This window comes from Moorena sp. SIO2C4, from assembly GCF_010672485.1.
Classification (GTDB): domain Bacteria; phylum Cyanobacteriota; class Cyanobacteriia; order Cyanobacteriales; family Coleofasciculaceae; genus Moorena; species Moorena producens.
Genome location: NZ_JAAHGN010000101.1, coordinates 1 through 11,712, shown reverse-complemented (window position 1 = coordinate 11,712; position 11,712 = coordinate 1). Strand labels below are relative to the sequence as shown.

The 11,712-nt window shown below is 45.9% G+C and carries 14 protein-coding genes; 4 read left to right on the top strand and 10 right to left on the bottom strand.

The window, feature by feature from the left end:
* Positions 1-254 precede the first annotated feature (254 nt).
* The 3 genes from F6K20_RS08210 to F6K20_RS08200 all read right to left on the bottom strand — a co-directional run bounded on the left by F6K20_RS08210 (position 255) and on the right by F6K20_RS08200 (position 1,290).
* Positions 255-428: a hypothetical protein gene (locus tag F6K20_RS08210; protein WP_287294391.1), complete on the bottom strand. Its 174-nt coding sequence runs from the start codon at positions 426-428 to the stop codon at positions 255-257.
* Positions 421-816, bottom strand: coding sequence for a hypothetical protein (locus F6K20_RS08205; RefSeq protein WP_287294389.1), 396 nt, complete (start codon positions 814-816; stop codon positions 421-423). The genes F6K20_RS08210 and F6K20_RS08205 overlap by 8 nt, the downstream gene beginning before the upstream one ends.
* Before the next feature lie 63 nt (positions 817-879).
* Entirely contained in the window at positions 880-1,290 is a 411-nt protein-coding gene (locus F6K20_RS08200; RefSeq protein ID WP_287294386.1) for a hypothetical protein, read from the bottom strand.
* Positions 1,291-1,307: 17 nt separating this feature from the next.
* Here F6K20_RS08200 and F6K20_RS08195 point away from each other — a divergent pair, with 17 nt between their 5' ends.
* On the top strand, positions 1,308-1,508 hold the full coding sequence (locus F6K20_RS08195) for a hypothetical protein (protein ID WP_287294383.1): 201 nt from the start codon (positions 1,308-1,310) through the stop codon (positions 1,506-1,508).
* 170 nt (positions 1,509-1,678) lie between these two features.
* On the opposite strand, the gene F6K20_RS08190 is transcribed toward F6K20_RS08195, so the two are convergent.
* From F6K20_RS08190 to F6K20_RS08180, 3 genes are all read right to left on the bottom strand, one after another.
* On the bottom strand, positions 1,679-2,464 hold the full coding sequence (locus tag F6K20_RS08190) for an SDR family oxidoreductase (RefSeq protein WP_008187183.1): 786 nt from the start codon (positions 2,462-2,464) through the stop codon (positions 1,679-1,681).
* A 499-nt stretch (positions 2,465-2,963) separates the two neighbouring features.
* Positions 2,964-4,085, bottom strand: a complete 1,122-nt coding sequence (gene iscB / locus F6K20_RS08185) for an RNA-guided endonuclease IscB (RefSeq protein WP_008187181.1) — start codon at positions 4,083-4,085, stop codon at positions 2,964-2,966.
* Between the two features lie 220 nt (positions 4,086-4,305).
* Complete coding sequence (locus F6K20_RS08180; RefSeq protein ID WP_008187180.1) at positions 4,306-4,986, bottom strand: class I SAM-dependent methyltransferase; 681 nt, start codon at positions 4,984-4,986, stop codon at positions 4,306-4,308.
* Here F6K20_RS08180 and F6K20_RS08175 point away from each other — a divergent pair.
* A complete protein-coding gene (locus F6K20_RS08175; protein WP_131827136.1) occupies positions 4,978-5,199 on the top strand; it encodes a hypothetical protein in 222 nt (73 codons plus the stop codon). The two genes, F6K20_RS08180 and F6K20_RS08175, sit on opposite strands and share 9 nt — an antisense overlap.
* A 134-nt stretch (positions 5,200-5,333) precedes the next feature.
* Here F6K20_RS08175 and F6K20_RS08170 read toward each other — a convergent pair whose 3' ends face one another.
* From F6K20_RS08170 to F6K20_RS08155, 4 genes are read right to left on the bottom strand one after another with little or no spacing between them, the layout of a single operon-like run.
* A complete protein-coding gene (locus F6K20_RS08170) occupies positions 5,334-6,158 on the bottom strand; it encodes a phosphate ABC transporter ATP-binding protein (protein WP_008187177.1) in 825 nt (274 codons plus the stop codon).
* Between the two features lie 22 nt (positions 6,159-6,180).
* On the bottom strand, positions 6,181-7,119 hold the full coding sequence (pstA, locus tag F6K20_RS08165; RefSeq protein ID WP_008187175.1) for a phosphate ABC transporter permease PstA: 939 nt from the start codon (positions 7,117-7,119) through the stop codon (positions 6,181-6,183).
* Between the two features lie 59 nt (positions 7,120-7,178).
* Positions 7,179-8,057, bottom strand: a complete 879-nt coding sequence (gene pstC, locus F6K20_RS08160) for a phosphate ABC transporter permease subunit PstC (protein ID WP_044494041.1) — start codon at positions 8,055-8,057, stop codon at positions 7,179-7,181.
* The gene (locus F6K20_RS08155) at positions 8,014-8,844 is read right to left on the bottom strand and encodes a phosphate ABC transporter substrate-binding protein (RefSeq protein WP_008187171.1); all 831 of its coding nucleotides are present in this window, start codon (positions 8,842-8,844) and stop codon (positions 8,014-8,016) included. The genes pstC and F6K20_RS08155 overlap by 44 nt, the downstream gene beginning before the upstream one ends.
* Positions 8,845-9,455: 611 nt before the next feature.
* On the opposite strand from F6K20_RS08155, the gene F6K20_RS08150 reads away from it, so the two are divergent.
* Together F6K20_RS08150 and F6K20_RS08145 are read left to right on the top strand one after the other, a co-directional pair.
* Positions 9,456-9,632, top strand: coding sequence for a hypothetical protein (locus tag F6K20_RS08150; protein ID WP_287294381.1), 177 nt, complete (start codon positions 9,456-9,458; stop codon positions 9,630-9,632).
* 537 nt (positions 9,633-10,169) lie between these two features.
* A partial coding sequence (locus tag F6K20_RS08145) for a HEAT repeat domain-containing protein (protein ID WP_287294379.1) occupies positions 10,170-11,712 on the top strand: 1,543 nt, incomplete at its 3' end.

Here is an 11,712-nt window from a genome sequence, read left to right as displayed (position 1 = left end):
CAGCATTCAGCTATCAGCATTCAGCTATCAGCATTCAGCTATCAGGTATCAGCATTCAGCTATTAGCTCTCAGGTATCAGCTATCAGGTATCAGCATTCAGCTATTAGCTCTCAGGTATCAGCATTCAGCTATTAGCTATCAGGTATCAGCATTCAGCTATTAGCTCTCAGCTTATGGGCTATCAGCATTCAGCATTCAGCATTCAGCTATTAGCTATCAGGTATCAGCATTCAGCTTATGGGCTACTTACACTTTATGAATTTTGAATAAAACAAGTAAGCATTAGTTTAATCTCTGTTACGTCAGCTGACCGCTGACCGCTGACCCCTGACCGCTGACGGCTGATGGCTGACCGCTGACCCCTGACCCCTGACCCCTGACCCCTGACCCCTGACCGCTGACCCCTGAAAGCTGACCAACTATTCATCTAATTTGTAGTAAAACTCGCGGCAGAGAAAATTAGGGCGATCGCCATCCTTAAATTTGAGAAAGGCAGCAACTACGCACAAACCTTTATTCATATTGGCTGCTAATAATGGTTCTACTCCATCAAGGTTGTACTGGGCATGGAAAGCTGTTTGACCGAGATTATCTACAAATGTTGTGACCTCAACTTTGCCCCAATCTTCCGGGGAATCAGCACCATAAACATTTATGAAAACGCGATCGCCCTCCTGAGTTATGGTATACTTCTTAATCCACTCGGTTTTTTCACTAGAATTGATCCAAGTTCCCAGAATAGCACTTAAGTCAAGTTTAGCATTGTTAGTCGGTTGATAACTCTGGGTTTCACCGTGAATTTCATTCCATTTCATTTATTAAACATCTCCTCTATTGTTTTCAGGGTTGAGACTAGAAAACTATTACCTTAAAGACGACTAACGGTGAAAAAACTCACGGGAAAAGTGCCCAATACGACCACTACCGTCTAGGTAGCGAGTGTAGGATTGAATGCAGAGTATACTTAGTTTTTGATTGGAAACAAGATGAGTTTCAATTCCGTCTAGATTAAAAAGGCTATGGAATCCTGCTGCCATCAGGGATGATATACCAGATCCGTAGGGTATAGCTTCCGCTTCTCCCCAATCAATTAACCCCCCATCACTAGCTCCATAAGCATTGATGATTAAACTACCATTGCGATCGCTCAAGATTACTTTCTTGATATAGTTAGTATCCCGTTTGGTATTAAACCATTCTCCCAGCAAAGATGAAAGATCTATAGAGTCATCCACAGATGGCCGTTCATCCGCTTTCATATATTTGGCAAATTGCTTGGTACTTTCCATAGTATTAATTGTGATTTGTGTTTAACAGCGGATCTGGGAAAAGGGAACAGGGAACAGGGAGCAGGGAGCAGGGAGCAGGGAACAGGGAGCAGGGAGCAGGGAGCAGGGAACAGGGAACAGGGAACAGGGAACAGGGAACAGGGAACAGGGAACAGGGAACAGGGAAGATAGAAGAGGCAAGAGGCAAGAGGCAAGAGGCAAGAGGCAAGAGGCAATAAATCCTAAGTTTTATTGGACAATAAAACCAGACCTCCTTTGTTTAATCTGAGTTACATCACAGCGTTGAAGCCTCTGCCACGGCTGAATGCTGACCGCTGACCGCTGACCGCTGACCGCTGACCGCTGACCGCTGACCGCTGACCGCTGACCGCTGACCGCTTACCCTTATCTAAAACAAACTTTTCACAAATCCCCCATCAACTTGAATACAGGTTCCTGTGATATAACTCGCTTTTTCCGAAGCCAGAAATACTGCTAAATTAGCGACTTCTTCTGCGGAAGCTGGGCGACGGAGGGGAACACTTTTCATCCATTGCTGGATCACTTGTTCCCGAGAACTACCCTGTCTTTTCGCCACTTCATCAGCCACTTCATAGAACTTATCCGTGACAGCAAAGGAAGGGCAGATACTATTAACCAGAATGTTATGCTGCCCCAATTCATTAGCAAGGGTTTTAGCATAAGCGACAACACTTGCTCGTTGGGAATGGGCAATCAGCATCCCTGGCTGTTTGGCTGCTACTGAAGTCACAAAAATTATCCTACCCCAAGACTGTTTTTTCATCAAAGGCAGCAACGCTTCAGCTATAGTCACCTGACTCATAAAGGTCAGATCGAATGATTGCTGCCAATCCTCCTGGTTTAGTTCATAGTGGCGCTTGTAGGGCATCCCACCCACGTTATTGACGACAATATCAATGGTGGAAAATTGATTGGTAATGCCCGTTAGCAATTGGGAGATACTCTCTTTTTGCTCAAGATCCACTGGGATAGGTGTAATGACTTGTCCCGTCTTGGCTTCTATGTCCTGGGCAGCCTTGAGTAAATTATCCTTATCTCTACTGCAAATTATCACTTGACACCCTTCAGCGGCCAAGCCCTCTGCGATCGCTCTACCCATGCCTCGACTCGATGCCGTTACTAAAGCGATTTTGCCTTTTAGTCCTAAATCCATAACTGAACTAATCCAGCATAATTACACCACTACGCAGCCCCCTAAATCCCCCAAGCGAGCAATCCCTCGCTCGGGGGGCTAGGGCGTGTTTTATTGCCTCGGAGATCCCCCGTTTCCCTTAAAAAAGGGGGACTTTGAGTATGGCTCCCCCCTTATTAAGGGGGGCTGGGGGGGATCATAATCTTGCGGAAAACTTTGAAAACACGCCCTAGGGGGGCAAAATTCAGTATCAAAAAACTTGGGAGATATCCTCTTAGTCATAGCTTACTTTTGACTTCTGACTTCTAACTTCTGTATGTAATAGGAGGACTATTTCCAGGTAATTCTTGGTATTTATCGGCAAAACCCATAAGTATAACCATCCTTTCTGTGAACTCTGAGTAAATTCTTGACGTGCAAGCTTATCGCCTTTTTTCCGGGAACCGTGTAATTAAAGGAGTTGCTTTTGCTTCTGGGATTAACCCTCCCAAACTCCCCCGTCAAAAGGTTTTTAGCTATATCACCACGCTTTCCAACCTTTGATGGGTTTCAATGGGTTATGTCTAATGGGGTAGCCATATTTATTGAGCGCAGCTTTTTGCCTGCCTCCCTGTCCTTTGCAGGTAACTAGTAGCGGTTGAGAGGTTCTCAACACCAAAGCTTCAACGTCTCCAACACAAGCTGCATCAATCCAATGCTGCTTGGGTAGTCCCAACTTAGTCCGGTTGTATTTGGTCTGAGCACCCGTGCCAGTAACCACAGGTTTTATTTCCTTGAGTACCTTTACTACTTTGTTCCGAGTTGTATTGACCGCTGCTGCATCTCTCAATGGCGAAAGCGCCTTGTTTTTGATTTTTTGTAGCAAGCCTGGTTTCTTTTTTAGGAATTCTTCAATAGGTCTATTGCCTTTTCGTTGATTACATTTTTCACAAGCTAGACAAAGATTGCTGACCCGTTCGCGTAGCGTCGGCTTTGCCGAATCACTCCCTCCTTTGGATTTTGGGTGAATGTGCTCAATCTGTAGGGGAATATTTGGCTTGCCACAATAGGCGCACTCCCTCCCCCACTTCTCAAGTAAATATTCCCTCACCTCATACCCGGCTAGTTCACCTTGTTGGTATTCCACCCCATTGATTTCAGGATCCTGCATTTTTTGAGTGTCAAACTTGACTATTTCAATCCAAATCTCATTGACTGGACAAAACTTAGTTAGTCGTCTTACCCAGGTTTCAATAGTCAAAACCCTGTGTTCTAGGCTGGGAGCAATCCAACCCTCTGGACGCTTACGATTAAGAAATCTTGGCTTCCTGTAACGGGTATTGCGATTACGCCTCCCACCCCTAACGGCACTTCTAGATTCTAGTTTTTTCTTGATCAATCCTCCTCTGTGTTCTAGCTCCATTCCCCAAATAACTTGGTCGTCCTGGACTAGAGCAAACCCAGTCACCTTACTGCCTGGATCTATTTTGATTTGACAAGGGGAGATAGTCGGATTTGCGATTGCAGCCTTGAGGATAATCGTGAATGGATACATCCTAAAAACCGCAGCTTTTCCTTTATCTAACAATCGACGCGCTTTCTTGGGGGATATGGGGTTTAATGGTTGTTTGTCTGTGTCAATAACTAATACATAATTCTGCATTTTTAGTGCGTCTCAAATCGGTAATGTTTTCCTCGACCATGTTGTAATGGCTTGTCGTGTCAACCACACATTTTGCCTTCACCTTAATGGTTGACGATAGAGCTGGGAGCTGGAGTTCACTCCCAGGTATCATGACCAAAACAACGTAGGAAATTAATCCTTGGTCTGCAACCTAGTTAGGTAAATTTCCGAGTCTTGCCGGAAATTACCAAGGCTTTTACTAGGTGACTTGCGCTTCTAAAATCAACCGTTCTTTGTCTCCTGTCAGGGGACGGTGATAGATAAAACTTTCGTTCTCAACGGCTTCAAAACCAGCGCTAAGTAACTCCGAACGCAAATAATCTGCCGAAAACCAATAAAAGTCTTTGACCCTTGGGTGAGGATGTACAGGAGCGTTGATCACCGCTGCATCATTAGAAATCAGCAGAATACCCTGGTTAGACACTAACCAATCTCGTAAACGACTGAAGAGCTTGGTTAAACCCACTCCTGGTTTATATAAGTGTCCAACTACCCCATCACAGTAAATTAAATCAAAATTTTTGTGTTCCGGTTCCCACTGATTTATATCAGCAAAAACCACGGTCAATCCTTTGTTTCGCGCAATTTCAATGGCATCTTCATTGACATCATTGGCTATGACGTTATACCCTTTTTTATGTAAATCACTTTCCACAAAAGCGTTACCCGTGCCAATACTCAAGATATTGCTTGTGAGTTTGTAGTTAACCAAAGATTCAATTTTTTTGGTAATGAATTCTCGGTAGTTGGTGTCGTAAATTGTTGGTGTGATCGAGTCTTTATAGGCGTTTCCTTCTTCCCAGATAGTGTAAATACTTTTACCTTGCTCCCGGAGCTGGGAATAGTAATTGTCTGTGGATAGCTGTAAATTTTGGTTCATCTTCCTTTGGGATTCTTAGTATGTGCTAGGCTTCCCGTAAGCATTCAGGCGTCAGCGGTCAGCGGTCAGCGGTCAGCGGTCAGCGGTCAGCGGTCAGCGGTCAGCGGTCAGCGGTCAGCGGTCAGCCGTCAGCTTAAAATAAACCTATGCAGGCCTATGGCCACGCTAAGGGAACGGGAGAATTTAATATTGATAGAGAAGCATGAGAATTGAAAGTCTGGGTAAAAGCCCATTGCCCATAAGCTGAGAGCTGAGAGCTGTGAGCTGATAGCTGAGAGCTGATTGCTGATTGCTGATTGCTGATTGCTGATAGCTGATTGCTGTGAGCTGAATACTTACGGATTCCCTTATCCACGCTGACCATTGATGTATTCTGCTGTAATGGGATGTTGGGGATTCTGGAAGATTTGCTGAGCTGGGCCAAATTCAATTAAGCGTCCACAGCCAGACTGAACCCAAAATAACCCCACATAGTCTGCAATCCGTCGAGCTTGAGCCAGGTTGTGGGTGACAATCACCACAGTGTATTTCCCCCGCAAACTAGCAATCAAGTCTTCGACAACCCCACTAGAAATGGGGTCTAGGGCACTACAAGGCTCATCCATCAAAATAATTTCTGGAGCCAAGGCGAGGGTACGGGCAATGCAAAGACGTTGTTTTTGGCCTCCAGAGAGGCGCAATGCCGAGGCTGTAAGCCTATCCTTGACTTCGTCCCAGAGCTTAACATTTGTGAGCACCCTCTCAACAATTCCATTAATTTTCCGACGCTCTATAATACCATGCTCTTTCAACGGAAAAGCAATATTTTTCCAGATTGAGAATGGGAAAGGATTTGGTTTCTGCAAAACCATACCAATCCGACGGCGGAGAGCGATAGTATCAGTTTTAGGGTGAAGAATATTTGAATCACCCAACCAAACATTACCATAAACTAGGCACTTGGGGATGAGATCGGTTAAGCGATTAAGACAATACAAAAAGCTGGTCTTGCCACAACCAGATGGGCCAATCAAGGCAGTGATAGAACCCTGGGGAATTGACAAAGTGATATCGTCTAGGGCCTGTTTAGAGCCATAGAATAAATTGAGCCGATCCGTGCATAGGGTAGGAAAGCCCCAGTTGTCCATAGGAGGAGAGATGACTGGTTTTGCCTGGGATGAAAACTGACTCATTAATGTTAGTTACGATACATTTTTACTCCTGAAGACTGCGATCATGCCATTGCTTCCCTAGGTAAATCGCTGTGGTATTGATCAACAGGATAACTATAACTAATATCACAGCCGAGGCATAGGCATTATCATCCCCGCCAGGGACATTCATGGATAGCTCATAAATATGCAACGACAAAGCCCTTCCAGAATCAAATAAAGAGGTAGGTGTGCGATCGACATAGCCACTGGTGTAAATCAACGCCGCTGTTTCAGCGATTACCCTCCCAATTCCCAAAATTAAGCCTGCTACTAAACTGGGAACAGCAGCAGGTAACAACAGATTTGTGAGGGTGCTAGTGCGTGAGATTCCCAAGGATGCAGCCCCCAAACGGTATTCTTCAGGAACAGCCCGCAGCCCTTCTTCAATAGAACGAATCAAGATCGGCAGCACCATACAGGCTAAGGTCAATCCTCCAGACAGGATAGAGAAGCCAAGACCAAGGGTAACACAGAAGAAGGCATTGCCAAACAAACCAAAGACAATCGAAGGAACTCCTGCCAACATATCCAAACTGCGTCGCACCAACCGACTAAATAAGTTATTGGTGGCGGTAAATTCAGCTAACAGGATGGCAGTTCCCAACCCCAGGGGCAGGGCTACTGCCAGGCAAACCCCTAAAATCAATGCCGTTGAAACCAATATGGAGGCAATACCTCCTTCGCGACCAGCATTTTCAGGGTCTGTGGTCAGGAATTCCCAAGATAAATGGCTAGATCCATACCAAACCAAATGCCCCAGAATTATCGCTAAACTAGCGGCGACGGACAAAGCAACGAACCAGACAATGATGCTCAACACTCGGTCTCGATAAGCAATCTTGCTCCGATGCCGATGATTGCGAGAGTCACTCAAAAATTTCCGTTTTTTAGAGCCTTTAGAAGGATGTGTTGCATGAGAGTGAGAAGAAAAGAGAGCCATGGAAGCTGACACTGCAATAACTCTGTAGTGGATGGTTACCCAACTCAGGGGCAATTATACTAGTAAATGTGTTTTTCTTCTGCGATCGCTTCTGCCAACAGCGCCAGAAACAGACTAACTGCCAGCAACAACAATCCAGTTACAAACAGGGATGAACGATGATTGCCCAGGGCAAAAGCCATTTCCAAAGCAATGTTAGCGGGTAAGGTGCGAATCGGAGCGAACAGTGTATCTGGAATCTGAGGCACATTACCACAGACCATTAACACCAGCATCGTTTCCCCAAGGGCTCGTCCAATGCCTAGGATAATCCCAGTAAATACCCCCAGTCGCGCAGCCGGTAGCATGATGCCCAAAATCGTCCCCCAACGGGACAATCCTAGGGAAGCGGCTCCCTGCCAATAAACTTGGTTCATCTCTGCTAACGTCGCGTCCACGGTCAGGGCAATAGTAGGAATAATCAGTAGAGCTAACATTAGTACTCCTGCTAGTAAACTGGTTCCTGGTGGATGGAGGCGATTAATCAGTGGCACTAACACGACCAGTCCCCATAGTCCATAAATTACTCCCGGAAATCCCGCCATTAACTCCAGTAAGCGACGGTAGAAACTAGCGAGGAAAGGAGGAGCGTAATAGTGGCAGAACAAAGCCGACAAAATCCCAACGGGAGCCGCTAGCACTACTGCTCCTGTTACCACCAATAGGGTACCCACCAACATTGGGGTGAGGTTATAGAATCCTTGAGCGGGACTCCAGCTAGCATCGGTCAAAAAGGCTAATATCCCGATTTCATCAAGAATCGGTAAGGATTCAATGATCAAGAACCCTGTAATAATCACAACGAGTATACCTACCACAGAGGCAATTCCTCGTACAGTCCACCCTAAAAACCGATCAATTTTTCGGGGGCACAAATTTTTGTAGCCGAACGATATCATAATTTTCTTCACCCTGAACAAATGTGATGAACTGCTTTGCTAGTCCAGTGGGGTTTCCTTTTGTCACCAGAGTTAATTGCCGAAGCAAGGGAAAACTGCCATTAGCGACTGCTTCACTGGTTGCTTCAACGCCATCCAGTGCCAGAAGCTTGATGGATATACCCTCCTGCATACTATATTCCGCAGCACCAATGGAGACGTATCCAATAGCATTGGGATTACCTGCAACAGTTTTTATGCCTTGTTGATTATCCCCAATTACCACATCCGCCTTCACCTGTGAGTTATTCACTCCAAAGTATTCCAGAAATTTCTTTAGTGTTGAGTGTCCTTCTGCTCTGTGGACAAAGGTGATCGGGGCATCATTTTTATTTAAGCTTTGCCAATTTTTGATTTGACCAGTGCTGATGGCCTTAACCTGTTTCCTAGTGATTTCTGTTAAGGGGTTATCACCATGAACAATGATGCTAATTCCATCCCGTCCAAGCACAAAAACTTCCATCCCAACGGCTTCATCTTCTGTCAGAGTCCGAGAAACCATACCAATATCAGAAAGTCCTTGTTGCACATCTGCTAGTCCACGAGACGAACCACCCGTTTGTACATCAATACGAATCCCTGGATTTTGCTCTTCAAATCTTTTACCCAAAGCTGAAACTAAAGGAGCAACAGTACTTGCTCCTGTTAAGATTAGCTTTTGTTGCCCAGACCCAACCTCAGGAGATTGAGTACAACTCTGCAAATATAGGCACAGAAGCAGGATAAACGAACCTAGTCTAAATTTCATCAATTTGTTATTGAGTAGCAAGGTGTCAGACCAAGTAAATAATCATAAATTATAAGTTTACATCGGTGGTGGGTTAGCACCCAATATATCCCTGTCGGTGGGCAGTGCCGATTCAACCGATCAAAAGCGTTGGAATTGCTGTTATGCACTGCCCAGCCTAGGATAATTTACGATTAATTTTCTCGATAATATATCCCTGTCGGTGGGCAGTGCCGATTCAACCGATTAAAAGCGTTGGAATTGCTCTTAGGAACTGCCCACCCTACGATAATTTACTGTATTGATTATGCGATCGCGCTTTCCCACAGCGATCGCTAATTTCCCAGCTAAACCCCAACTGGAGATCCCCCCTAACCCCCCTTAACAAGGGGGGGACACTCACCACACTTTCCACACTCCCCACACTCCCCACACTTCCTGCTCCCTGCTCCCTACTCCCTGCTCCCTCAAAAAGAATTTGTTACAAAATTTTTCAAAATATGCTATAATATGCAAATTTTTGTGCTACACTTAAAGTGTGGACAAGAAAATCCACGGGAAGAGCCAGCCTAAGAGTTTTCGCAGGCTGCAGGCTGGCTCTGGGTTCCCCTTACAGGAGATAACTTAATAATATGTCCCATCGACGCTTATACCCATGGGTAATGGTGCGCTTATTGCCACCGATGCCACCAGTGGTTTTCGCTCGGTTCGACAGCCCTGCTGATGCGAAGAGCTATGGGCAGGTGCTGAAACTGCTGATGCCTGGTGCCAAGTTTCTAATTTTTTTGGATTACCGAGCAATTCCGTAGGGTGTGTTAGGGGCGGGCTTGCCATCATGTTCAACCTCATAGCAAGTGTTGGGAAAGCCCGCGCCGTAACGCACCACCCAAGGTTTCACCCTCATTTTCGCGGTAGCCATGGTTGGGACAGCTCGTCCTAAAATAGTGATCACAGGCAAGATGCCTGTTCTACAAAGATCTCAAGTCCACCCATTGGGTCAAAAAGTTGAGGATCCCCCCTAACCCCCCTTAACAAGGGGGGAACTGTTACCACGCTTACCACATTCCCGATTCCCGACTCCCGATTCCCTGTGGTATATAATATTATCCAGGATTGCTATAATAAAAATCGATTAATCATTGGGAAGCATCTAACTGTCAAAGGTTTGCTGGGCTTAGGGTCTAGCACCAACATCAGCATAATTATAGTTACAGCGTTTTTCATAACTATGGGGTACACAGGATTGTTTACCAGATCCGCTGTTCCCTATTCTGTGCTCTTTTCCCCCCTGATTAAGGTTAGGGGGGATCCCTATTAGCTGACTAACTCCTTGGGAACCTACCACAATGCCCCATAGAGGCGATGCCGACTGCCCAAAGCTTTTCCCTACCTTTAAGACTGGTGTTACCCAGTGCCTATGCTATCTGTTAGCACTGCTAGTAGCGGTACTTTTGATAGTCAACGGAAGTCATGCTCTAATAAATGTAATCATTTTTAATGATTACATTTATACTGAAGAAACGAAGCCTGAGACAGAATTGTGGAAGATCAAGGGGATTGTGGGAGCACTGGATGACCCCGACCCCGAGGTATGGGTTAAAGCTTTCGACAAATTGTTTAGGTATGACTTGGAACAACTAAAGCCCCCACTTGAGATTCCTAAAGACAGAATTGAGCAGATTGTAGGCTGGTTAGGGTATGAGAATCAGACAAAGTCGGTTCAGTCCAAAGTCCGTGCTAGTGCAGCACAAGCTCTGGGACAGATAGGAGCAGCTGCCTCTGAGTACGCTCCCCAAATCGCCCAACTTTTAACTGACTCAGATATTAATGTCCGTGCTAATGCGGCATATGCTCTGGGACAGATGGGAGCAGCCACCTCTAAGTACGCTCCCCAAATTGCCCAACTTTTAACCGAATCAGATGCTGATGTCTTTGATAGGGCGGCATATGCTCTGGGGCAGATGGGAGTAGCTAAAAACTACGCTCCCCAAATCGCTAAAGATTTAACTGATTCACATAGTTATGTCCGTGCTAGGGCGGCATCGGCTCTAGGGAAAATGGGAACAGCTGCCTCTAAGTACGTTCCCCAAATCCTTCTACTGTTAACCGATTCAGATTATTATGTCCGTATAAGTGCGGCATCGGCTCTGGGTCAGATGGGAACAGCTGCATCTGAGTACGTTCCCCAAATTGCCCAACTTTTAACCGACTCAGATAGTGATGTCCGTTCAAGTGCGGCATCGACTCTGGGTCAGATGGGAGCAGCCACCTCTAAGTACGCTCCCCAAATTGCCCAACTTTTAACCGACTCAGATGGGAGTGTCCGTTATTTTGCAGTAGAAACTCTGGGTCAGATGGGAGCAGCCGCCTCTGAGTACGCTCCCCAAATTGCCCAACTTTTAACAGACTCAGATGGGAGTGTGCGTTATTCTGCAGTAGAAGCTCTGGGTCAGATGGGAGCAGCCGCCTCTAAGTACGCTCCCCAAATCATTTCACTTTTAACCGACTCAGATAACCATGTTCCTAGTAGGGCGGCATGGGCTCTTGGGCGGATGGGAGCAGCTGCCTCTGAATATGTTCCCCAAATTGCCCAACTTTTAACCCACTCAGATGACCATGTCCGTCTTAATGCGGCATGGGCTCTGGGGCTGATGGGAGCAGCACCATCTAAGTACGTTCCCCAAATCCTTTTACTGTTAACCGATTCAGATTGGCATGTCCGTACAAGTGCGACATATGCTCTGGGTCATATGAAAGCAGCACCATTTAAGTACGCTCCCCAAATCGCCGAACTTTTAACCGATTCAGATTATTATGTCCGTACTAGTGCGTCATCGGCTTTGGGGAAAATGGGAGCAGCAGCAACTCAGTACGCTCCAAAGATTGCCA